Raw genomic sequence first — 21,892 nt, forward strand, 5'->3', positions numbered from 1 at the left:
ACATGGATGCTTTGCCTTGCAACGCACGCGGCACAAGGCAAAACAGGCGCTGGCAGGCCTCATGGCCTGACAACGCCTGCATTATGCCATTTTTCGGCCGGACAGCCAGCCGGGCCGGGTTTAACGGGCCAGCGTCTGCGCCTTTTGCTGCAAACGGCTGCGAATCAGTGGAATCAGCTGCTGTGCGGCTTTTTCGCCTTCCAGAATGGCCTGATGACGTGCTTCGAAATCGGCGGAGCCGATATTCAGCACATTGGGCCGTACCACGACATCCGCCTGTTTCAGTTCAGCCGCCAGTGTCGGGCCGCTCATGATGTTGAAGCTTTGGTCCAGCATGGAGAACAGGCCGGTGGCCTTGCCCGCCTTGGGCTTGGCGGAAATATCCACCGCAATGACAAAATCGGCACCCATCTCGCGGGCCGCCGATACCGGCACCGGGCTGACCAGGCCGCCATCGACATAACGCTTGCCGCCAATCACCACCGGCAGGAAGACATTGGGAATGCTGGCTGAGGCCCGCACCGCCTGACCGGTGTTACCCATGCGGAATACCACTTTCTGACCGGAGTCCAGCTCGGTGGCGACAATGCCCAGTTTGCGCGGCAGTTTTTCAATGGGCCGGTTGCCCAGCTGGGTGTTGATATAGTTTTCCAGCTTCTCCCCCTTGAGGAAGCCCTTGGTGGACAAGGTCCAATCGGTCAGTTCGGACTCGTCCAGCTGCATGGCCTTGGCTTGCAGCTGCATGCCGTTCAGGCCGGAAGCATACAGGCTGCCCACCACGCTGCCGGCGCTGGTACCAGTAATGATGTCGGGCACGATGCCGTTGGCTTCCAGCATCTTGATGACACCAATATGGGCAAAGCCCTTGGCGGCACCGCCGCCCAGGGCCAGCGCAACACGTGGCTTGACCGGGGTTTTCGGAATGCTGATTTCGCTTGGAGCTTGGGTAATGGTACAGGCGGCCAGCAGGACCAGCAGGCTGGCCGGCATCAGGCGGCGAAGAAGCGTCATGGTAGCGGGTACGGGTAGTGACGGGGTTGAATGCGTAATAGGCTGATTCGATTATTGCAGCGCAACATGGTTCCCGGCAACGCTCAAAAATCTGCCTGCCGGCGCAGGGAGGGCATCCCGCACCGGCCTGGCAAGCAAGCATCTTGAACAGCTAGGCCTTGCCCGGCCAGCTGCCGGGTTTGACGAATTCGATCACCTGACGGCCATCCGGCAGGGTATTGCCCTTTTTCTTCAACGTGCTTTTCCAGGCATGGCCGTACACCACTTCATAGGTGGCAGGCAGCTTGCCGTCGCGGCGGCGGGTTTCATAAGCGGCTTCCACCCGTTGCCAGGCCTGCTTGCCCATCAGGCCGCGATTGCGGTCGCGGGTGGCGTTGTGTGCGCCGATGGCCTTGAGGTCGTGCATCACGTCGCGCACCTTGTCGTAGGTAAGCACGATCTTGTCCATGTCCATCACCGGCTCGGCAAAGCCTACCCGCATCAGCGCATCGCCCAGGTCGTGCATGTCGATGAACTGGTTGACGTGGGTAGCCTGGTCCACGCCACCAAAAGCTTCGCGCAACTCGAACAGGGTATCGGGGCCCAGGGTGGAGAACATCAGCATGCCGTCCGGCTTGAGCACGCGCTCGAATTCGCTGAACACGCTGTCCGGAATGTTCACCCATTGAATGGTGAGGTTGGACCAGATCATGTCCACACTGTTATCGGCCAGGGGCAGTCTTTCCACATCGGCACACACCTGCCAGGGCTGGCTGCGCTTGAACAGCTTTTTCAGCAGGCCGTCACCGGCACGCTGACGCTCACGCGAGGCACACAGCATGGCATGGGCCAGGTCCAGCTCCACCACCTGGGCGTCCGGGTATTGGGCGCGCAGCTGGGCGGCACCATAGCCGGTGCCGGTGCCGGCATCCAGAATCACTTGTGGCTGGTGCTTGATGTAGGACAGGCGCTCGGCCATGCGGTCGGACACTTCGCGCTGCAACACGGCAGCGGCGTCATAACTCGCGGCCGCGCGCTCAAAAGAGGCACGGATACGGTCTTTGTCGGTATAAAACGCTTCGCTCATGCAGAGGCTTCCAGATGCTGGGCCAGCTTGGCGACAAACTCGTCCTGATGGGACAAAAATGGCGCATGCGAAGCCTGGGTGAATTCATGCAAGGTGGCATCGGCCAGCGCGGCTTGCAGCCAGCGGCCAGCACCTATCGGGGTGATGGCATCGCGCACGCCGTAAAACAGCGCCACCGGGCAGCGGATTTGTCCGGCCAGTGCGCGTGCGTCGGCGTCCAGCAGCAATTGCAGTGCGGGCAGCAAACCTTGCGGACGGCCATGGGCAAACAATTGTTCGCGCACGGCCTTGACCGTGTCACGCGCCGCCGGGGCACCCATCATCTGCAAGGCCAGAAAGCGCTCCAGCGTTTGCTCGAATGCGCCATCCAGGCTGGCACCCACGGCTTCGATGGCGGCACGTTGCTGGGCATGCGGCCAGGAGTCGTCGCGCACAAAGCGCGGGCTGGTGGCCACCAATGCCAGACTCTTTACCTTGTCCGGGTGGCGCGCTGCCCAGTGCTGGGCAATCAGCCCGCCCAGCGACCAGCCGACAACTTGTACCGGAAAAGGGAATTGGGCATCGACCAGGTCAGCCACTTCGTCGGCATCAAAGCGCGCCAAAGGGGCGGATGCACCATGGCCGGGAAGATCGACCAGATGGACGCAGTAATGCTCGGCCAGCTGGCTGGCAACACGGTCGAACACACCGCCATGCAGGCCCCAGCCGTGCAGCATGACCACATCCGGGCCACGGCCACGGCTTTCAACAAACAGATTCATGGGCAGTTAAATGGGGGAACAGGGCCTGTTTCGCAAGCCCTGCCGGTAAAAGAAAAGCCGCTGCCGGGCAAAACTCAGGCCGCACGGCGGAATTCCTGCACAAAGCGCGCCAGCCGCTCCCAGTCGATGGTTTCTGCCGGGCTGGGGGTGGCAAAGTAATAGCCCTGTAATTTGGCGCAGCCCATTTCCTGCAGACGGGACAGTTGGGCAGCGGTTTCCACGCCCTCGGCCACCACATCCAGCCCCAGTGCCTGGGCCAGTGCCAGAATGGCACGCACAATGGCGACCGATTCTTCCTTGCGGTCCAGATCAAACACAAAGCTCTGGTCGATCTTGAGGACATCAAAGCGATAGCGATGCAGGTAGGACAGCGCAGAATAACCGGTGCCAAAGTCATCCAGTGCCAGCTTGACCCCCAGCTGATGCAGCGCGTGCATCACGGTGGCGGCAATTTCCGGCACATCAATCAACGCACTTTCGGTAATTTCCAGATGCAGGATGGCGGCCGGCAGCTGGTAGCCCTCGATGATGCCGCGCACCCAGCTCACCAGTTCCGGGTCGTGGAAATTGGCCGAGGACAGATTGAGGTGCAATGCAATATTGCTCCCTACCAGTCCGGCATCCAGCCATTGGCGCAACTGGCGGCAAGCGGCATTGATCATGTAGCGGTCCACCCGGGTGATCAGGCCGCTTTCTTCAGCCACCGGCAGAAACAGTGCAGGGGAAATCAGGCCACGCTGCGGATGCCGCCAGCGCACCAGCGATTCAAAGCCCACCAGCTCGCCACTGCGTGCATCGATGAAAGGCTGGAAGTAGGGTTGCAACTGGTCTTCCGCATCCAGCGCACGGCGCAACTCGCTTTCCAGTGCCAGTTGGTCGGCCTGGTTGATACGCAACTGGTGGTTGAACACGGTATAGCCCTGCCGCCCCTGCTGTTTGGTGCAGTACATGGCATGGTCGGCATCGCGCAGCAGCTCTTCCGCTTTCTGATAGTGGTCACGGTCTGCCAGTACCATGCCCACACTGGCAGTGGAAAATACCTCCCGTCCAGCCAGAATCACCGGCCGTTCGAACTCGCTGACGATGCGTCGCGCGATCATCTCGCAGCCATCCAGCGTTTCGGTGCCAAACAGCAGGATGGCAAATTCGTCCCCACCCAACCGGGCCAGGAAGTCATAGTGACGCAGGCAGGAGCGGATACGGGCACCGGCTTCGAACAACAAATGGTCGCCGGCCAGATGCCCCAGGGTATCGTTCACCAGCTTGAAGCGGTCCAGGTCGATGAAAATGACACTGAAGCGGGCACCGTTGCCGGACAGGTAACTGTCCCAGGCCCGACGCAGCGTCTTGGCAAAGTAGTTGCGATTAGGCAGCTTGGTCAGCGGGTCGTGCAGGCTGTCGAACTCCAGCTGGGCATTCACCGCATCCAGCTCGCTGGTGCGCTCGCGCACGCGTTCTTCCAGTTCGGCATAGGCATTTTGCAGGTCGTGCATGGCGCGGACACGAGCCAGGGCGGTACCGATATTGTTGGCAACGAATTCCAGCACTTCCTGATCGCGATAGCTGTAAATCACATCGTTCTGGTAGCTGTGTACCGACAGCACCCCCAAGAGTTCGTGTCCGCAATACAGCGGCACCCCAAGCCAGCTGCACATCGGAGGGGCTGTACTTTCTTCCGTCGGGTTCAGCTGTGCAGGGCTACGGTCCAGCAATAATGGCCGGCCACTGTGCAATACCTGCTCCACCAGCCCCCGGCCGGGACGACGGGTCTGGCTGACCTGCTGGAAGTCATCCGCGCAGTAGGGGAAGCTCAGCATGTCGCTGTTCATGTCGTACAGGGCAACCTGGCAGTTACGCCCGGCCACCAGCTCCATCAGCAAGCGATGCACACCAGCGAGGAAAGCTTCCAGCGACAGGCTGGTATTGGACAGGTCGGCAATGCGGAACAGTACGTCCTGAAAACGCTCGGCACGTTGCCGGTCGGAAATCTCCGAACGCAGACGCGCATTCACCCCCTCCAGTTCGCAGGTGCGCAACCAGACCTGGCGCTCCAGCTGGCTGCGATACAACATGCGATCCAGCGCATAGGCAATATGCCGGGTGACAAACAGGAACAAAGCCTGCTCGGCCGAGGTGCAAGGCGCCTGGTTGGCATAGAACTGCAATACGGCAGCACCGATCACCCCATTGCTGACATTGGTCAGCGGCACTCCCATCCACAACTCGGGCAGCGGGCCTTCCAGTACCAGCTGCTCTTGCTGGCAGACTTCCAGCAGACGCTGCCGGGTCAATACCAGCGGCTTGCCCATGCGCATCAGCCAGGCGGTCAGAGAACGGGTGGTTTGTTCCTTGCTGAAAACGGCTTCGGGTGATGGTGGGGCCGGGTCTTGCTGATCGGCATAGAAGGGGTAGTACAGCTGGCCACCCTGTTCGTCAAACAGCGCAATGTAGAAATTGCTGGCATCCATCAGCCGCATCAAGAGCCGGTGCAGCTTGGGCAGCATCTCATCCAGCGTATTGCACTCGCCCGGTAGCTGGCTGATTTCCAGCAGGGTTTCATTCATCACCCGGGACTGGGACTGGGCCGAATGCAGGCTGGCACTGTGCAAATGCCCCGCCAGCAGGGCAAGCACCGCATCGGCGGTGTCGGCTATGCGTCCGCGCCACACCAGCCAGCCCAGCGTATCGCCATGTAGTACCAGCGGCAGGGCGGCACCGTCTGGTCCGGGTAAACGTCCTGCAGACAAGGCTTGCGCACTGGGCAGGCTGTCTGCCGCACCCAGTGTTGCCAGACACTGCCAGCTGGAGCCCACCAATGCCCATAGCGCAGCAGCCGTTGTTTCGCCCTGCCGCTGGATCAGGGCCAGCGCAGTGCGGGCAGCCTCTTGCTGCGTGGACAGGTAATCCGCCGTACTCTTCATGTCGTTATCGTAGTATGAGTTAGCCGGGAAATCCGGTCATGCTACGAACAGACACAGTCATCCCCTATGACTGTATTGCTGACACCACGCAGTCCAGCAAGCCCTCCAGCTGTTCCGGCGTGTGGGCTGCGGACAAGGTCATGCGCAAACGGGCCGTTCCCTCGGGAACAGTAGGCGGCCGTATCGCCGGCACCCAGTACCCACGCGCTTTCAATTGTGCAGCCAGCAACATTGCCTGCTCGTTCCTGCCTATGATAATCGGCTGTATCGGCGTACGGGATGACATCAGCTGAAAATTTACATCAGCCAACCTTTCCCTGACCCTGCTGACGTGTTGCTGCAGGCACTCCCTGCGCCACGGTTCGCTGGCAATCAGCTGCAAGCTGGCCAGTACGGCGGCAGCCAGTGCAGGGGGTTGTGCGGTGGTATAGATGTAGGTACGGGCACTGTTCACCAGCCATTGCACCAGCTGGGCGCTGCCAGCCACGAAGGCACCGGCCACCCCAGCTGCCTTGCCCAGGGTTGCCATGTAGATCAGCCGCTCACCACCCACCTCTTGTTCCGCCGCCGAGCCATGTCCATTGCCAAGCACACCAAACCCGTGCGCATCATCGATATAAAGCCAGGCGTCGTATTTATCGGCCAGTTCCAGCAGTTTCTTTAACGGTGCTTCATCACCATCCATGCTGTACACCGCATCCACCGCAATCAGCCGGGTCCGTGCCGGCGTAGTAGCCAGTAGTTCTTCCAGATGCTGCACATCGTTATGGCGGAAACGGCGGAAGCTGGCGCGCGATAACAAGCAGGCATCATTCAATGACGCATGATTGAGTTTGTCGGCAAAAACGGCGTCGCCTCGCCCGACCAGACTGGTAATCACCGCCTGATTGGCCGCATAGCCCGAACTGAACATCAAGGCGGCCTCGCTACCGCAAAAATCGGCCAGGGCCTGCTCCGCCTGTTCGTGAATGGCAAAATGTCCGGCCACCAGATGCGAGGCACCGCCACCTACACCCCATTGCTGCAATGCAGCCCGGGTGGCTTCGATCAAGGCCGGGTGATTGGCCAGGCCCAGGTAGTCGTTACTGGCAAATGCGATGTAACTTTTACCATCAATCACCACCTGACTGGACTGCGGTGTTTCCAGCAAATGACGCTGTCGCAAACGGTGCTGTTGCTGCAATTGCAGCAAGGCTGCGGAGAGGTCTTGGGCGCGCATGAGGCTTTCCGGAAAAAAACGCAAAAATCGGCCGGATTTTCACAAAAGTATTCCTTATATATACATTGTAAAAATCCGGCCGATTCGGCGGGCAAAACACAGGTCAAATTACAGCGGCGACAGGTCCAGTTTTTCCATCAGCACACGGTCGGCATCGACATCCGGATTTCCCGTCGTCAGCAGTTTGTCACCGTAGAAAATCGAGTTGGCACCAGCCAGGAAGCATAGCGCCTGCATGGCCTCCGGCATCTCGCGCCGACCGGCAGACAAACGCACATAACTTTTCGGCATGGTAATGCGGGTGACGGCGATGGTACGCACAAATTCTGTCCAGTCCAGCGGGTCCGCCCCTTCCAGCGGCGTACCACCCACTTTCACCAGATTATTGATGGGAACCGACTCCGGCTGCGGCTCCAGATTGGCCAGTTGGGCAATCAGCCCGGCACGGTCCGCACGGGTTTCATTCATGCCGACAATGCCACCACAGCACACCGACAAACCGGCACCGCGCACCTTGCCCAGGGTGTCCAACCGGTCTTCATACTCACGGGTATGAATGATGTCACCGTACTTTTCCGGTGCGGTATCCAGATTATGGTTGTAGTAATCCAGACCGGCCTGTTTCAGCTTTTCTGCCTGGCCATCTTTCAGCAAACCAAAGGTGGCACAGGTCTCCAGTCCCAGCGACTTCACTTCGCTGACCATGCGCAGGGTCTGTTCCAGATCGGCATCCTTCGGGCCACGCCAGGCGGCACCCATGCAGAAGCGACCGGCACCATTGGCCTTGGCGGTACGCGCAGCCTCAATCACCTCGTCCACCGTCATCATCGGCTGGTTTTCCACCGGCGTATCGTGATGTACCGATTGCGGGCAATAGCCGCAATCCTCCGGACAGCCGCCGGTCTTGATGGAAATCAGCGTCGACAGCTGTACCTTGGTCGGATCAAAAAACTGGCGATGAATCTCCGCCGCACGGAAAACCAACTCCATGAAGGGCAGCGCCAGCAGAGCTTCGATTTCTGCTACCGACCAGACATTGCTTTCTGGATGCGGTGTTGCCGGACGGGAAAACTGAATGGTTTGCGTGGTCATGATGCGCTTTCATTGCAACAAAAATGCCAATTGTATTTATTGCCAAATTACAACTGAACAAATGGATAATTTAAGAAAAAAACGGCATGGCTGAGAGTGTCTGGCCGCAGTCTTGCAGAGGGCTTCCCATGCTGTCAAATATCAAAAGAATATTTATTGACAATTGCTCAATATTTAATCAGCACTGTCTGTTGTGTAATCGCCGAAACTGTCATGCCGGGCTGTGTAATGGCTGTAAAGCCAGCTTGCCTGCCTTGCCGCCCATGTACTGCCCCATTTGCGCAGAGCCAGCATTGACGCGGGATATTTGCGGCTTTTGCCTGCGCCACCCACCCGCTTTTGACGCCATACACACTCCATACCTGTTTGGCTACCCCCTGAATGCAATTATTTATGCAGTGAAGTATGGAAAACGGCTGGAAATGACTGGCGTACTGGCCGCGCTGATGGCCGAATTTGCCCAAAAACACCCGTTTTCAAGCGACATCGTCATCCCCGTTCCCTTGTCAAAAGAAAGACTTGCAGAACGCGGCTTCAACCAGAGCATTCCACTGGCCCAGGCAATCGCTGCTACAATGCAAAGCCGTTTTTCCACCACACTGTGTTGGCGAAAACGCAACACTGTGCCGCAAGCCTCTCTTGGCCGTGCCGAAAGAAGCCGAAATGTCCGTCATGCATTTGGCGTAAAACAACGCATTGACGGGCTTTCCGTCGCTATTGTCGACGATGTGGCCACGAGTGGAGCGACCCTGTCTGCCCTAGCTGAAATACTCAAAAAACAGGGGGCAAAACGGGTCGATGCGTGGGTGCTCTGCAGGGCATCTTTCCCAAAAACTTGACCAAGATTTTGATTCTTTGGAACAATCCAGCCAGCCAACGATGTTCACCGTTGTTCTTTTTCAGCCGGAAATCCCGCCCAATACGGGCAATGTGATTCGTTTATGTGCCAACACCGGCTGTGAACTGCATCTGGTCAAACCCATGGGTTTTCCCATGGAGGATGCCAAGTTGCGACGCGCGGGGCTCGACTACCACGAATATGCCCGTGTCGTTGTCCATGAAAACTGGGCTGCCTGCCAGCAGGCCCTGCAAGGACGGCGGATTTTCGCTGCAACAACCAAGGGCGCGACGCGCCACGACCAGATTAATTTCCAACCTGGGGACGTTTTGCTGTTCGGTCCCGAATCCCGCGGCTTGCCGCCAGAAGTGCTGGAGGATTTTCCCTCCACACAGAGGATTCGTTTGCCCATGCGTCCCGAATCGAGAAGCCTCAACCTTTCCAATGCCGTTGCGATCACGGTATTCGAAGCGTGGCGGCAGCTGGATTTTGCAGGAGGGAGCTGACAGTTCACAGGCCGGCCAACACTAACGGGCCAGCAAGAAATGTTGATGCCTGAAGTGAAACGGATGGCATGCCGGACCTGGAGCCAGTCATGGCACAGGCCGCAGGCAGCCAGCCCACCGTCGCGAAGGCAGGGGAGTGCACCCGCAAGGGATATATCCGCCGACGTTTTTTGATGTGCCCAACAGCATAAGGGAGGTCTATGCAATCAGTACTCCGATGGCTGTGGCTTGTTTTTGTCAGTCTCGTACTTGTGGCTTGCTCCACCGTGAAGACGGCCAGCGCCACCAACCAGTCGGCCAAGCCGACCAATAAGCCCACCGTAGCCAACAACAAGGGCGGCGCCTATTTTCAGAAAGATGGCCCCGCCGACCATATCCCGGTCAACCTGAATCTGGTGCCGGATGCAGTACCCCAGACGGAACCGCTGATCAAGTCAGCCAACCAGCCCTACACGGCAATGGGCATGAGTTTCCGCCCGGACACCAGTGAAAAGCCGTTCAAGGCCACCGGCCTGGCTTCCTGGTACGGCAAGCAGTTTCATGGTCGTAAAACCACCTCTGGTGAAAAATACGATATGTTTGCCATGACAGCAGCACATCCGACTTTGCCAATTCCCAGCTACGTGCGGGTGACCAATGCGGCCAATGGCAAGTCGGTGATCGTGCGTATCAATGATCGCGGTCCTTTTCACCGCAACCGAGCAATGGACCTGTCCTATGCCGCTGCCTACAAGCTGGGCTTCGTCAAACAGGGTAGCGCCCGGGTGAGTATCGAGCGGGTGTGGCCGGTAGCCGGTGGCGAGGCGGTTGCCAGCAACAGCCCGGATATCCATCAGGAAGACAACCCGAAATACTTGCAGCTGGGCTCTTTCAACAAGCTGGCCAATGCCGAGGCACTGTTGAAGAAAATGCTGGATGAAATGGACGACCGTTACGACGGCAAGCTGGGCATCATCAACCAGCAGGGTAACTACAAGGTACGCCTAGGTCCGTTCACTTCCGATGCAGCCGTACGCAGTGCTGCCGAAAGCCTGAAAGTGGCCAATGTGGTGATGAACAACTGACCCTGACCGGGCAGACCATTCCGGTGCCATGGCAGTTGGCAAAACAAAAGCGAGAGCATTTGCTCTCGCTTTTTTCATGTCTCTTGCATCAAACGGCAGGCAATAAAAAACCCGGCGCACATTGCGCCGGGGTAAAGGCCTTAATTGTCAGCGTAAGGCTCCCGCTCAGGGAGGCAAGCGGGAGGTGCCGGAGCACCTGCACGGTTAGGTGCCTTCCCGCCGACAAAGTTCCGTCATTCGCTATCGGGCAGCGAATCCTGTTCTTTCAGTACAGCATCGAACCAGGCTTCCACCACTTGCTCCACCTGCTCTACCCCGGTTTTCTTGAGGCTGGAAAACAACTGGATCGATACCGCGGGGTAATCGGCCAGCTCGCGCCTGACCATGGTCAAGGTCTTTTGCTGGTCGCTGCGAGATAATTTGTCGGATTTGGACAGCAGGATATGCACCGGGCGACCGGTATCACGGAAGAAAGCCAGCATTTTGCGATCCAGTTCCAGCAACGGACGTCGCGAATCCATGATCAGGATCAGCCCGACCAGGCTGTCACGGGTTTGCAGGTAACGGCCCAGCAGCTGTACCCAGTGGGCGCGTACCGCCTCCGGTACTTCCGCATAGCCGTAACCGGGCAAGTCCACCATGAAGCGTTCGTGGCCCAGGTCGAAGAAGTTGATGTGCTGGGTACGGCCGGGTGTCTTGGAGACATACGCCAGCCGGGTCCGGTTGGCCAGCGTATTGATGGCGCTGGACTTGCCTGCATTGGACCGACCCACGAAGGCGACCTCGGCCCGGGTGGGCGGCAGGTCCTTCAAATGGTTGACGGTGGTATAAAAAGTGGCGCTTTTAAAAATCGACATAGTAGTAAGGTTGATTTCAGTTGGTATAGAATAACAGGTTTGAAATTGCCACTTTTACAGATATTTAAGAATTCCTCACAAGGAGCGATCATGAAACGGATGATGCTGTTGGCTGTAGCTGCGGCAACCCTGGCTGGAAGTGCATGGGCAGAAGGCATTGCCAAGGGAGACCCGGTAAAGGGCAAGCAGATCGTTGACACGGTTTGTGCCGCCTGTCACGGTGCTGATGGCAACAGCGTAGCGTCGGCAAACCCGACCTTGGCCGGCCAGCATGAGGTGTATATCTACAACCAGCTGCAAGCCTTCAAGAAGGGTGAGCGTAAAAATCCGATCATGCTGGGCATGGCCTCTGCACTGTCCGATGCTGACATGCGCAATGTCGCTTCCTACTTCAGCCAGCAAAAGCCCAAGGCCCGCGAGGCGGCCAACAAAGAGCTGATGCCGCTGGGTGCCAAGATCTACCGTGTGGGCAACCCTGTCACCCACGTCCCTGCCTGTATGGCCTGCCACGGCCCGGCCGGCAAGGGTATTCCGGACCAGTTCCCGCGTGTTGGCAGCCAGCATGCAGCCTACGTTGCCAAGCAACTGGCTGACTTCAAGGCCGGCACCGATCGCAAGAACGTCACCATGTCCGAAGTCGCTTCCCGCATGACTGATGCCGAAATGAAGGCTGTGGCCGAATACATTTCGGGTCTGCGCTAATCGCAACTTTTGCGGATAGCCTTGTTCAAAAGGGAAGCCTTAACCGGCTTCCCTTTTTGTGTTCGGCACCAAGATGACAAAAAACTCCCGCCACTCCGCTGTATACAAGCTGTACGAACTGTTCAGTTCCATGCGCTTTGCCATTGGTCTGCTGACCATTCTGGCCATTGCCTCGATCATCGGTACCGTACTGAAGCAGAATGAGCCCTACCCCAACTATGCCTTTGAATTCGGCCAGTACTGGTTTGCCGTGTTCGAGCAGCTGGGGCTGTACGATGTTTACCATTCCGGCTGGTTCCTGACCATCCTGGCTTTTCTGGTGCTGTCCACCACCTTGTGCATCGTGCGCAACGGTCCGGGCTTCATCAAGGACATGAAGGCCTACCGCGAGAAAGCCACGGACAACTCCCTGGCGGCCATGAAACACAGTGTCGTGTTCGATGGCACGGCAGCAGACCCGGAAACGCTGCGTGCCTACCTGCGTGGCCAGGGTTGGCGGTGGCGTGAACACCAGCGTGCAGACGGCAGCCTGGTGCTGGCGGCCAAAAAGGGCGCTGCCAGCAAGCTGGGTTACTTTTTTGCCCATATTGCACTGGTCGTCATCTGCATTGGCGGGCTGATGGATGGCAACCTGCCGCTGAAACTGGCGGAAATGGTGGGCAGCGTGGTGCCGGAAACCCGTGATATTCCGCAAAGCCAGATTCCGCCCCAAAGCCGCTTGTCCACTTCCAACCTGTCCTTCCGCGGCAATGTCACAGTGGCAGAGGGCAAAAGCGCCGATGTGGTGTTCCTGAACTCCGGCAACGGCTATCTGGTGCAGGACCTTCCCTTTACCGTGACGCTGAAGAAGTTCTATGTCGATTACTACAGCAACGGCATGCCCAAGCTGTTTGCCAGCGACATTGCCGTCACCGACAAGGCCAGCGGCAAGGTGACCGAAGCCCAGGTGAAGGTGAATCACCCGCTGATCGTGGATGGCGTGGCCATCTACCAGGCCAGCTTTGGCGACGGTGGCTCGCCGCTGACCTTCAAGGCATGGAATCTGGACCAGCCGCAAATGCAGCCGGTACCCATCAACGGGGTATCGATGGCCGCCCAGCCGCTGCGCGCCAATGGCAAGGATTACAACCTGGAGTTTGGCGATCTGCGCGTGTTCAACATCGAGAACATGGGCAACAAGAATGCCGATACCAGTGACAAGAGCCTGAGCGAGCGCATGCAGGATGCCCGCGAGGTAAAGCACGACAAGCAACTGAAGAACATCGGCCCGTCCGTCACCTTCAAGCTGCGAGACAAACAGGGCCAGGCGATGGAATTCCATCATTACATGGCCCCCATCCAGCAAGATGGCGTCAGCTATCTGGTGGCCGGTGTGCGCAGCAAGGTGTCGGAACCCTTCCAGTACTTGCGCCTGCCGCTGGACGAGCAACTGTCACTGGACAGCTTCATGCGCCTGCGCGCCACATTCATGAACCCGGCCTTGTATGACGAAATTGCCAAGCGCACCACGGCCAAGGCCATGCAGGGTTCGGCCATCAGCCCGGCCATGCAGCAACAGTTTGCCAATAGCGTGAAGTGGATTCTGGGCCGTTTTGCCCAGGGTGGCTTTGTGGCGCTGGAGCAGTTCCTGGACGAAAAAGTCCCGCAGGACAAACGCCAGGCTGTGGCACAGACTTACGTGAAAATCCTGCAAGGCGCGGTGGTGGACGTGATGGATGTGGCCGATGCCAAGGCCGGCCTCAAGCCGGTGACCATGGACGGCAAGCGCTACCGCTTCCTGCTGGACAGCCTGGTGGGCATCAGTGCACTGCACGATTACAACGCCCCGGTATTCCTGCAACTGCAAGGCTTCAACCAGGTACAGGCCTCCGGCCTGCAACTGACCCGCTCGCCCGGCAAGAACCTGGTGTATCTTGGCTCGCTGATGCTGGTGATCGGCATCGTGCTGATGTTCTATATTCGGGAAATCCGGCTGTGGATCTGCTGCATGCCCGGCAGCGTGCGGCTGGCCATGAGCTCCAACCGTCACAACCGTGACCTGGATGCAGATTTCCGCCGTCATGGTGAAGCAATTCAACAGTTAGTACGAGGTAAGTGATGGAACTTGCACAATCCTTTGTCGCGCAGCCGCTGTACAAGCGGCTGAAACTGGCTGACTGGCTGTATGCCGTGCTGCTTGTGGTCGCTGCAGTGCAGGCTTGGCGTCTGTACAACCCCTATATGGATGGTTACGAGCAAGCCATTCTGGCCGGCTCGGCTGTCGGGCTGGTGGCACTGGGCTGGTTCTGGAAGTCCTGGCGCTGGTTTTTCCCCTTGTCAGCCACGGTGGCGCTGCTGGGCATCAGCCTGTACCACGGCGAGCTGGCACGCGGCCAGAGCGCATTCTGGCTGAAGTTCCTGTTGTCCAGCCAGTCCGCAATCATGTGGATGTGCACCCTGTTCTTCCTGGCCACCCTGGTGTACTGGGCGGGCCTGCTCACCCGCTCGGCCATGCTCTCCCGCATGGGCAGCGGCCTGACCTGGGCAGCAGCCGTCATGGGGGCTGCCGGCCTGTTCGTGCGCTGGTACGAAAGCTACCTGATTGGCAGCGATGTCGGCCACATCCCGGTATCCAACCTGTACGAAGTCTTCATCCTGTTCACCCTGATCACTGCGCTGATGTACCTGTACTACGAAGCCCGCTTTGCCACCCGCCAGGCCGGTGCCTTCGTGCTGCTGGTCATCTCCGCTGCGGTCGGCTTCATCCTGTGGTACAGCTTCGACCGTCAGGCGCATGAAATCCAGCCGCTGATCCCGGCCTTGCAGTCGTGGTGGATGAAGATTCATGTTCCTGCAAACTTTGTCGGCTATGGTGCGTTTGCCATGTCGGCCATGCTGGGTGTGGCCGAATTGCTGGTGCTCAAGGGCGTGCTGAAAGACCGTCTGCCCAGCGCGGAAGTGCTGGACGAAATGATGTACAAGGCCATTTCCATCGGCTTTCTGTTCTTTACCATCGCCACCATTCTGGGTGCCATGTGGGCGGCCGATGCCTGGGGTGGCTACTGGAGCTGGGACCCGAAGGAAACCTGGGCGCTGATCGTGTGGCTGAACTACGCCGCCTGGCTGCATATCCGGCTGGTGAAGGGCTGGCGCGGCAAGCCGCTGGCCTGGTGGGCGGTGATCGGCCTCTTGGTCACCACCTTTGCCTTCCTCGGGGTGAACATGTATCTGACCGGCCTGCACTCTTACGGCGGCCTGTAACCCTCCTCCAGCCCCGGCCTGCAGCACTGCCGGGGCTTTGCTTTGCCTGCACCACGGACAAGAAGGCCGTGGTTTGTTATTGTGTTGACTGTTTCTTTTCAAGGACCCTGTTTTTACATCATGGATTTATCCTGGCTGTCTGACCCTTATGCCCTGCTTGGCCTCCTCACCCTGATCGTGCTGGAGGTGGTGCTCGGCGTCGACAACCTGATTTTCGTGGCCATCCTGGCCGAAAAACTCCCACCCCATCAGCGCGACCGCGCCCGTGTGCTGGGCCTGTCGCTGGCGCTGATCATGCGTCTGTTCATGCTGGCGGGCATCAGCTGGCTGGTAAAACTCACCGCCCCCCTGTTTTCGGTACTGGGTCAGAGCTTTTCCGGCCGCGACCTCATCATGCTGGGCGGCGGCCTGTTCCTGCTGTTCAAGGCCACCATGGAGCTGCACGAGCGGCTGGAAGGGGTGGAGCACAGTGAAGGCAATGGCCAGAAGGCTTATGCTGCCTTTGCCACCGTGGTGGTGCAGATTCTGGTGCTGGATGCGGTGTTCTCCATCGACTCGGTGGTCACCGCCATCGGCATGGCCGAACACCTGGGCATCATGATGCTGGCGGTGGTGATTGCCATGAGCATGATGATCATGGCCAGCAAGCCACTCACCCGCTTCGTCAACGCTCACCCCACCGTGGTGATGCTGTGCCTGGGCTTTTTGCTGATGATAGGCTTCAGCCTGATTGCCGATGGCTTCGGTTTCCATATTCCCAAGGGCTATCTGTACGCTGCCATCGGCTTCTCGGTACTGATCGAAGTATTCAACCAGATTGCCAACGTCAACCGTCAGCGTTTTCTCAATAGCCGCAACAGCTTCCGCTCCCGCACCGCCGACACCGTGCTGCGCCTGTTGGGCAACGCCCCGCTGCAACATGGCGGCCATCACGAACAGGAACACGAAGAAGGCCCGCACGAGGACGCCGAAGAAGCCTTTGCCCACAATGAACGGGCGATGATCCACAGTGTGCTGACCCTGGCGGAACGGCCGATCCGGGTGATTGCCACGCCGCGTTCCGACATTCACCGCCTGGACATCAGCCAGGATGCCGAGCAGCAGCGCAAGGTGCTGCGTGACAGCCCCTACTCCCGCCTGCTGGTGGTGGGGGCTGGCCGTATCGACGAACCGCTGGGCATTGTGGCACGCAAGGACTTGCTGGCCCAGTTGCTGGACGGCCAGACACTGGACGTGATGGCCGCGCTGCGCCAGCCGCTGGTGCTGCCGGAAGGGATGACGGTACTGAAAGCCATGGAAGCCTTCCGCCAGCAGGCGGCCGACATGGCCTTTGTGGTGAACGAGTTTGGCAGCCTGGAAGGCATTGTCACCCAGAAGGACCTGATGGAAGCCATTGCCGGAGACTTCCCGGAAGAACATGAACGCCATGAGCAACCAGCGCTGGTACAGGGCGAGGATGGCAGTCTGGATGTGGAAGGCAGCACCGAACTGGTGACCCTGGAGCAATACATCAATCTGGGGGATTACGAAGAGGAAGACTTCCACACCGTGGCCGGCCTGCTGATGCACCGGCTGGAGCGCATTCCGCGCCAGGGCGACAGTATTCGTGAATCCGGCTGGGAAATCGTGGTGACCGAGCAAAAGGGCAACCGCACCGAGCGGGTGAGCATCCGCCCGCTGCCCAAGCTGGACGATGAGCAAGGCTGAGGCCAGCAGCCCCACCGGCCAGTGGCAGCTGTACGTGCTGGAATGCCGTGACGGTGCGCTGTATACCGGCATCAGCAATAACGTGGCGCGGCGCTATGCCGCGCATCTGGCCGGTAAAGGTGCGCGTTATACCCGGCTCAACCCGCCACAGCGCATTGCGCTGGTTCACCCTTTTGCCGACAAGTCACAGGCGCTGAAAGCCGAATACGCCTTCAAGCGCTTGTCGGCCGCCGCCAAACGCCAGCTGGTGGCCGGCGGCGATCTGAGCGACTGGCTGGCGGCACGTATCGCCCCGCCAGAGCCCGCTCAGTAGACAAAGCGTTCGCGCAGGTCTTCCAGATTCAGCTCGTGCAGAATGGCTTCCTGCCGCTCACGCGCACTCTGTTTGCCCTTGCCGGTTTTCTTGGCAATGATCAGCTCGTTCTTCATCGAATGCTCCCAGCCCACCAGCTCGGTCACTGTCAGCTGGTAGCCACGCGCTTCCAGTTGCAGGCAACGCAGCACATTGGTCAGTTGGCTGCCAAACTCACGGGTATGGATGGGATGGCGCCACAGCTCGGATAGCGGCGTCTTGCCGAAGGTCTCGTTCTTTTTCTGGCGCAATACGGCGGCCACCTCGGCCTGGCAGCATGGCACCAGCACGATGTACTTGGCGTCCTTGGCCAGCGCAAAGCGGATGGCGTCGTCGGTGGCGGTGTTGCAGGCATGCAGCGCGGTAATGATGTCCACCTGGGCCGGCAACTGCTCGGAGGTGATGGACTGCTCCACCGTCAGGTTGAGAAAACCCATGCGGTCAAAACCCAGGCGTGCGGCCAGCTCTTCCGAGCGGCTGACCAGTTCGGGCCGGGTTTCGATGCCGAATACCCGACCGGCCTCCTTGTCCTTGAGAAAAAGGTCGTACAGGATGAAGCCCAGATAGGACTTGCCCGCGCCGTGGTCGGCCAGCGTAACGTCACCCTTGCTTTGCAGCACGTCCTGCATCAAGGGTTCGATGAACTGGTACAGGTGATATACCTGCTTGAGCTTGCGGCGGGTGTCCTGGTTGATCTTGCCGTCGCGGGTAAGGATATGCAGTTCTTTGAGCAACTCCAGCGACTGCTGCGGTTTGATTTCGGGAATCAGGCTCATCTTGGCCTCCGGTAAAGCGGGAATGGCGCGATTTTACCAGTTTCAGCCGCCCCGCCCCGACAAGCTTGGCCGCAGCGGCCTGCCATGCCACAATTTGCTATCCCAATTGCACCGAGCACCGCCATGTCCCTGCAGTATCACCTGATTCCGGTTACCCCCTTTGCCCAGAACTGCAGCGTGCTGTGGTGCGATGTCACGCGTGAAGCCGCCATCGTCGACGCTGGTGGCGATATCGACCGCATCCGCGCCTGGGTCGCGCAACAAGGACTCACCGTCACCAAGCTGCTGCTGACCCACGGCCATATCGACCACGCCGGTGGGGCCGGTGAACTGGCCGCCCAGCTGGGTGTGCAGATTGAAGGCCCGGAACAGAGCGAAAGCTTCTGGCTGGACCAGCTGCCGAATCAGGGCCGCATGTTCGGTTTTCCATCCAGCCCGGCCCTCACCCCGGAACGCTGGCTGAACGAGGGAGATACGGTCAGCATCGGCCAGGAAGCGCTGCAGGTGATCCACTGCCCCGGCCACACGCCCGGCCATGTGGTGTTCTACAGCGCCGCCGCCGGTGTGCTGGTGGCCGGTGACGTGCTGTTCCAGGGTTCCATCGGCCGCACCGACTTTCCTATGGGCAATCACCAGCAGCTGATCGATGCCATCCAGCAAAAGCTGTTCCTGTTGCCGGACGATACCGTGGTGATTCCCGGCCACGGTTCGCTCACCACCATTGGTGACGAAAAACGCCACAATCCCTTCGTGGCGGACGCCCGCTTCCGCTGATGTCTCCTGCCTTCGAACTGGCGGTGCTGGCGCTGGTGCGGCAGATACCGCCCGGCCGGGTCAGCAGCTACGGCGTGCTGGCGGCGGCGGCTGGCTTTCCACGCCACGCCCGTCATGTCGGCAAATTGCTGGGCAGCCTGCCGGATGGCCACGGCATGCCCTGGCACCGGGTAGTGAACAGTGCTGGCCGTCTGTCCCGCCCCGGCAGCGAGCAAGCCGACTGGCAGCGGGTATTACTGCAACAAGAGGGCGTCGAATTTTCTGCCAGCGGCAGCATCAGCCTGTTGCGTTATGGCTGGCCGGATACTGCCTACTTGCCCGCCAATGTCCGCTGATGGCAACATTTGCTGCATATTGTCCAACAGCGCTACAGCCCGTTTTCATAATGTTGCTGAAATGTTACGTCGCTTGAACTGAAACTTTTCAATGTAGAGACTTGTGCGCTACCCTGCGCGCCCCCGTATGGTTTGCCCTGCGGGTTTTACATAAAAAAAGTTCACTTAGGCGGAAAAAATGAAAGCTCGCAAACTGCTGCTGGCCCTGTCTCTGATCAGCGGCTCCACCCTGGCGCATGCCGACAACTGGTCTTTTGCCAACGTCAGTGCCAACTACCTCGACTGGTCTTCCCGCACCACCGAGCAAAGCGGCAAGAAAGATTTCGGCTACCTGGAAGCCGAAGGTGGCATGGGTGGCAACTGGGGTGATGTCTACGGCTTCTTCGATCTGGAAAACCCGGGCAAGAGTGGCGACGGCCTGAACGGCTACGACCGCCGCTACACCACCAAGGCCATTGGCCGCTTCAACCTGACCCAGGTCGGCAACGTACCGGTACAGCTGTACGCACACGTTTACGACACCCGTGGCAACAACTTCTTCAGCCAGAACCGCGTGCTGGGCCTGAGCACCGAGCTGAAGTACGGCAACCTGACCATCAAGCCGTTCATTGGCGCCCACAACGAGCTGGACTCCTTCGGCATCGGTTCCGGCTACAACGGCTGGATGGCCGGCTATGTGCTGCTCTACCCGTTCAATGCCTTCGGTCAGTCCTTCCTGGTGACCCAGTGGCATGAAACCGAATTCGCCCGCAAGCAAGAATTCGTAGCCAACTACAAGCACAATACCGGCGAAAACGGTGCCATTGCGCTGTGGTGGAATGTGAACAAGCACTTCACCACCGGCGTGCAATACCGCTATGCCGACCAGAAGCTGGGCTCGTCCGAGTACCAGAACGCGGTGATCTACAGCGCCAAGTACAATTTCTGATCAACTGTCGATCCCGACGGCCCGTATCATGCAAAACGCCTCCGCAAGGGAGGCGTTTTTCTTTAGCGACTGCCCGTGATTCAGGCAGCACGCTTACTTACTCTTGTTGGCCTGACGGTACAGCTGGATCAGGCGGCGGGTGGAGCTGTCGTGCTCGGCCGTTTTCAGCTTGCCGGTGAGTTCGGCGTGAATGGTCTTGGCCAGTTGCTTGCCCAGTTCCACCCCCCACTGGTCGAAGCTGTTGATGCCCCAGATCACACCCTGCACGAAGATCTTGTGCTCATACAGCGCAATCAGCGAACCCAGGTTGCGCGGGTCGAGGAAGCTCATCAGCAAGGTATTGGTGGGACGGTTGCCGGCAAACACCTTGTGCGGCACCAGTGCTTCCAGCGCATCGCCCTTCATGCCTTGCGCGGCCAGCTCTTCCCGTACTTCCTCGGCGGTCTTGCCGCGCATGAAGGCCTCGGCCTGGGCAAACACGTTGGCCAGCAGGATTTCATGGTGACCGGGCAGGCTGCCACGACTTTCCAGCGAGGCGATCAGGTCGATCGGCGAAATATGCGTGCCCTGATGCAAAAGCTGGAAGAAGGCATGCTGGCCGTTGATGCCGGTTTCGCCCCAGATGATGGGCGCGGTTTCAAAGTTGACCGGGTTGCCGTTGAGCTGGGTCTGCTTGCCGTTGGACTCCATGTCCAGTTGCTGGATGAAGGCCGGCAGGCGATGCAGGTACTGGTCGTACGGCGCAATCACATGGCTGCCGCCACCAAAGTAGTTGATGTACCAGATGCCTATCATGGCCAGCAGCACCGGCATGTTCTGCTCGAACGGTGCATTGCGGAAATGCTGGTCCATGATGTGCGCGCCGTTCAGCAGCTCGGTAAAGTTTTCCTCGCCCAGATACAACATGATGGGCAGGCCAATGGCCGACCACAGGCTGTAGCGGCCACCAACCCAGTCCCAGAATTCGAACATATTGGACGGGTCGATGCCAAAATCCGCCACGGCTTTCTGGTTGGTGGACACGGCGACAAAGTGCTTGGCCACCGCTTTTTCGTCCCGCGCACGCTGCAGGAACCAGTCACGCGCGGTCAGCGCATTGGTCAGGGTTTCCTGGGTGGTGAAGGTTTTGGATTCCACCACGAACAGGGTGGTTTCCGAGTGCACTTTTTTCAGGGTTTCCTTCAGCTGGGCACCGTCCACATTGGACACAAAATGCATGTTCATGCGCGGATGGCCAAACGGACGCAGCGCACTGCACACCATCAGCGGGCCCAGGTCCGAGCCGCCAATGCCGATGTTGACGATGTCGGTGATGGGCTGGTTGGTATAACCCAGCCACTCGCCGGAGCGCACGGCGTGGGCAAACTTGCCCATGCGTTCCAGCACGGAGTTCACCTTGGGCATCACGTCTTCGCCATCCACGAAAATGGGCGAATTGGTACGGTTACGCAGGGCAACGTGCAGCACGGCGCGGTTTTCCGTGCTGTTGATTTTTTCCCCCTTGAACATGGCCTTGATGCGTTCCGGCAGCCCGGCTTCGCGCGCCAGCTGCATCAGGCCCTTCAGGGTTTCATCGGTAATGCGGTTCTTGGAGTAATCGAGGAACAGGCCCCCCACTTCCAGGCCATAACGCTCGGCCCGCTCCGGGTCGTTTTGGAACAGCTCGCGCATGTGCAGCTGCTTGGCATCGGCAAAGTGGTCCCACAGGGTTTGCCAGGCGGGAAGTTGGGTCAGTTCGCTCAT

The 21,892-nt window shown here is 59.1% G+C and carries 20 protein-coding genes; 11 read left to right on the top strand and 9 right to left on the bottom strand.

Annotated features, from left to right (window positions below; translation table 11 throughout):
* Window positions 1–120: 120 nt before the first annotated feature.
* The 6 genes from HWX34_RS06630 to bioB form a co-directional block, all read right to left on the bottom strand.
* Complete coding sequence (locus HWX34_RS06630; protein ID WP_178971494.1) at window positions 121–1,011, bottom strand: patatin-like phospholipase family protein; 891 nt, start codon at window positions 1,009–1,011, stop codon at window positions 121–123.
* Window positions 1,012–1,162: 151 nt separating this feature from the next.
* Window positions 1,163–2,077: a malonyl-ACP O-methyltransferase BioC gene (gene bioC / locus HWX34_RS06635; RefSeq protein WP_178971495.1), complete on the bottom strand. Its 915-nt coding sequence runs from the start codon at window positions 2,075–2,077 to the stop codon at window positions 1,163–1,165.
* Window positions 2,074–2,838 carry a pimeloyl-ACP methyl ester esterase BioH gene (gene bioH / locus HWX34_RS06640; protein WP_178971496.1) on the bottom strand — a complete coding sequence of 255 codons (765 nt, stop codon included), beginning with the start codon at window positions 2,836–2,838 and terminating at the stop codon, window positions 2,074–2,076. Before bioH ends, bioC begins: the two co-directional genes overlap by 4 nt.
* Window positions 2,839–2,912: 74 nt before the next feature.
* Window positions 2,913–5,759, bottom strand: coding sequence for a bifunctional diguanylate cyclase/phosphodiesterase (locus HWX34_RS06645; RefSeq protein ID WP_178971497.1), 2,847 nt, complete (start codon window positions 5,757–5,759; stop codon window positions 2,913–2,915).
* Window positions 5,760–5,823: 64 nt separating this feature from the next.
* On the bottom strand, window positions 5,824–6,978 hold the full coding sequence (gene bioF / locus HWX34_RS06650; RefSeq protein WP_178971498.1) for an 8-amino-7-oxononanoate synthase: 1,155 nt from the start codon (window positions 6,976–6,978) through the stop codon (window positions 5,824–5,826).
* 108 nt (window positions 6,979–7,086) lie between these two features.
* Complete coding sequence (bioB, locus tag HWX34_RS06655) at window positions 7,087–8,070, bottom strand: biotin synthase BioB (RefSeq protein WP_178971499.1); 984 nt, start codon at window positions 8,068–8,070, stop codon at window positions 7,087–7,089.
* A 128-nt stretch (window positions 8,071–8,198) separates the two neighbouring features.
* On the opposite strand from bioB, the gene HWX34_RS06660 reads away from it, so the two are divergent.
* The 3 genes from HWX34_RS06660 to HWX34_RS06670 all read left to right on the top strand — a co-directional run bounded on the left by HWX34_RS06660 (window position 8,199) and on the right by HWX34_RS06670 (window position 10,478).
* Entirely contained in the window at window positions 8,199–8,909 is a 711-nt protein-coding gene (locus HWX34_RS06660; protein ID WP_178971500.1) for a ComF family protein, read from the top strand.
* A gap of 40 nt (window positions 8,910–8,949) precedes the next feature.
* Window positions 8,950–9,414: a tRNA (cytidine(34)-2'-O)-methyltransferase gene (locus HWX34_RS06665; RefSeq protein ID WP_178971563.1), complete on the top strand. Its 465-nt coding sequence runs from the start codon at window positions 8,950–8,952 to the stop codon at window positions 9,412–9,414.
* A 266-nt stretch (window positions 9,415–9,680) separates the two neighbouring features.
* Window positions 9,681–10,478, top strand: coding sequence for a septal ring lytic transglycosylase RlpA family protein (locus tag HWX34_RS06670; protein ID WP_370459680.1), 798 nt, complete (start codon window positions 9,681–9,683; stop codon window positions 10,476–10,478).
* A 233-nt stretch (window positions 10,479–10,711) separates the two neighbouring features.
* On the opposite strand, the gene yihA is transcribed toward HWX34_RS06670, so the two are convergent.
* A complete protein-coding gene (gene yihA, locus HWX34_RS06675; protein ID WP_178971502.1) occupies window positions 10,712–11,335 on the bottom strand; it encodes a ribosome biogenesis GTP-binding protein YihA/YsxC in 624 nt (207 codons plus the stop codon).
* Between the two features lie 90 nt (window positions 11,336–11,425).
* Here yihA and HWX34_RS06680 point away from each other — a divergent pair, with 90 nt between their 5' ends.
* The 5 genes from HWX34_RS06680 (at window position 11,426) to HWX34_RS06700 (ending at window position 17,297) form a co-directional block, all read left to right on the top strand.
* Window positions 11,426–12,037: a cytochrome c gene (locus HWX34_RS06680; RefSeq protein ID WP_178971503.1), complete on the top strand. Its 612-nt coding sequence runs from the start codon at window positions 11,426–11,428 to the stop codon at window positions 12,035–12,037.
* A gap of 73 nt (window positions 12,038–12,110) precedes the next feature.
* Window positions 12,111–14,135 (top strand): cytochrome c biogenesis protein ResB, encoded by a 2,025-nt coding sequence (locus HWX34_RS06685; protein ID WP_178971504.1) that lies wholly within the window; start codon window positions 12,111–12,113, stop codon window positions 14,133–14,135.
* Window positions 14,135–15,277, top strand: coding sequence for a c-type cytochrome biogenesis protein CcsB (gene ccsB / locus HWX34_RS06690; protein WP_045846524.1), 1,143 nt, complete (start codon window positions 14,135–14,137; stop codon window positions 15,275–15,277). The genes HWX34_RS06685 and ccsB overlap by 1 nt, the downstream gene beginning before the upstream one ends.
* A 120-nt stretch (window positions 15,278–15,397) precedes the next feature.
* Window positions 15,398–16,984: a TerC family protein gene (locus HWX34_RS06695; RefSeq protein WP_178971505.1), complete on the top strand. Its 1,587-nt coding sequence runs from the start codon at window positions 15,398–15,400 to the stop codon at window positions 16,982–16,984.
* The gene (locus tag HWX34_RS06700) at window positions 16,971–17,297 is read left to right on the top strand and encodes a GIY-YIG nuclease family protein (protein ID WP_178971506.1); all 327 of its coding nucleotides are present in this window, start codon (window positions 16,971–16,973) and stop codon (window positions 17,295–17,297) included. The genes HWX34_RS06695 and HWX34_RS06700 overlap by 14 nt, the downstream gene beginning before the upstream one ends.
* On the opposite strand, the gene HWX34_RS06705 is transcribed toward HWX34_RS06700, so the two are convergent.
* Window positions 17,291–18,112, bottom strand: coding sequence for an SAM-dependent methyltransferase (locus HWX34_RS06705; RefSeq protein ID WP_178971507.1), 822 nt, complete (start codon window positions 18,110–18,112; stop codon window positions 17,291–17,293). The two genes, HWX34_RS06700 and HWX34_RS06705, sit on opposite strands and share 7 nt — an antisense overlap.
* Before the next feature lie 123 nt (window positions 18,113–18,235).
* Between HWX34_RS06705 and HWX34_RS06710 the strand changes: the two genes are divergently transcribed.
* The 3 genes from HWX34_RS06710 to HWX34_RS06720 all read left to right on the top strand — a co-directional run bounded on the left by HWX34_RS06710 (window position 18,236) and on the right by HWX34_RS06720 (window position 20,149).
* Entirely contained in the window at window positions 18,236–18,886 is a 651-nt protein-coding gene (locus HWX34_RS06710) for an MBL fold metallo-hydrolase (protein ID WP_304506133.1), read from the top strand.
* Entirely contained in the window at window positions 18,886–19,221 is a 336-nt protein-coding gene (locus tag HWX34_RS06715; RefSeq protein ID WP_178971508.1) for an MGMT family protein, read from the top strand. The genes HWX34_RS06710 and HWX34_RS06715 overlap by 1 nt, the downstream gene beginning before the upstream one ends.
* 178 nt (window positions 19,222–19,399) lie before the next feature.
* On the top strand, window positions 19,400–20,149 hold the full coding sequence (locus tag HWX34_RS06720; RefSeq protein WP_178971509.1) for an outer membrane protein OmpK: 750 nt from the start codon (window positions 19,400–19,402) through the stop codon (window positions 20,147–20,149).
* A gap of 93 nt (window positions 20,150–20,242) precedes the next feature.
* Here HWX34_RS06720 and pgi read toward each other — a convergent pair whose 3' ends face one another.
* The gene (pgi, locus tag HWX34_RS06725; RefSeq protein WP_131356476.1) at window positions 20,243–21,892 is read right to left on the bottom strand and encodes a glucose-6-phosphate isomerase; all 1,650 of its coding nucleotides are present in this window, start codon (window positions 21,890–21,892) and stop codon (window positions 20,243–20,245) included.

Origin of the sequence: Aquitalea sp. LB_tupeE, assembly GCF_013391415.1 — a bacterium.
GTDB lineage: Bacteria > Pseudomonadota > Gammaproteobacteria > Burkholderiales > Chromobacteriaceae > Aquitalea.

Excerpts from the sequence above, each read along its gene's own strand:
- HWX34_RS06720 (WP_178971509.1), top strand. The coding sequence starts at position 19,400 with ATGAAAGCTCGCAAACTGCTGCTGGCCCTGTCTCTGATCAGCGGCTCC.
- HWX34_RS06660 (WP_178971500.1), top strand. The coding sequence starts at position 8,199 with ATGCTGTCAAATATCAAAAGAATATTTATTGACAATTGCTCAATATTT.
- HWX34_RS06705 (WP_178971507.1), bottom strand. The coding sequence starts at position 18,112 with ATGAGCCTGATTCCCGAAATCAAACCGCAGCAGTCGCTGGAGTTGCTC.
- bioC (WP_178971495.1), bottom strand. The coding sequence starts at position 2,077 with ATGAGCGAAGCGTTTTATACCGACAAAGACCGTATCCGTGCCTCTTTT.
- HWX34_RS06685 (WP_178971504.1), top strand. The coding sequence starts at position 12,111 with ATGACAAAAAACTCCCGCCACTCCGCTGTATACAAGCTGTACGAACTG.
- bioF (WP_178971498.1), bottom strand. The coding sequence starts at position 6,978 with ATGCGCGCCCAAGACCTCTCCGCAGCCTTGCTGCAATTGCAGCAACAG.
- HWX34_RS06710 (WP_304506133.1), top strand. The coding sequence starts at position 18,236 with ATGTCCCTGCAGTATCACCTGATTCCGGTTACCCCCTTTGCCCAGAAC.
- yihA (WP_178971502.1), bottom strand. The coding sequence starts at position 11,335 with ATGTCGATTTTTAAAAGCGCCACTTTTTATACCACCGTCAACCATTTG.
- HWX34_RS06630 (WP_178971494.1), bottom strand. The coding sequence starts at position 1,011 with ATGACGCTTCTTCGCCGCCTGATGCCGGCCAGCCTGCTGGTCCTGCTG.
- HWX34_RS06665 (WP_178971563.1), top strand. The coding sequence starts at position 8,950 with ATGTTCACCGTTGTTCTTTTTCAGCCGGAAATCCCGCCCAATACGGGC.
- HWX34_RS06680 (WP_178971503.1), top strand. The coding sequence starts at position 11,426 with ATGAAACGGATGATGCTGTTGGCTGTAGCTGCGGCAACCCTGGCTGGA.
- HWX34_RS06645 (WP_178971497.1), bottom strand. The coding sequence starts at position 5,759 with ATGAAGAGTACGGCGGATTACCTGTCCACGCAGCAAGAGGCTGCCCGC.
- ccsB (WP_045846524.1), top strand. The coding sequence starts at position 14,135 with ATGGAACTTGCACAATCCTTTGTCGCGCAGCCGCTGTACAAGCGGCTG.
- HWX34_RS06715 (WP_178971508.1), top strand. The coding sequence starts at position 18,886 with ATGTCTCCTGCCTTCGAACTGGCGGTGCTGGCGCTGGTGCGGCAGATA.
- bioB (WP_178971499.1), bottom strand. The coding sequence starts at position 8,070 with ATGACCACGCAAACCATTCAGTTTTCCCGTCCGGCAACACCGCATCCA.
- HWX34_RS06700 (WP_178971506.1), top strand. The coding sequence starts at position 16,971 with ATGAGCAAGGCTGAGGCCAGCAGCCCCACCGGCCAGTGGCAGCTGTAC.
- bioH (WP_178971496.1), bottom strand. The coding sequence starts at position 2,838 with ATGAATCTGTTTGTTGAAAGCCGTGGCCGTGGCCCGGATGTGGTCATG.
- pgi (WP_131356476.1), bottom strand. The coding sequence starts at position 21,892 with ATGAGCGAACTGACCCAACTTCCCGCCTGGCAAACCCTGTGGGACCAC.
- HWX34_RS06695 (WP_178971505.1), top strand. The coding sequence starts at position 15,398 with ATGGATTTATCCTGGCTGTCTGACCCTTATGCCCTGCTTGGCCTCCTC.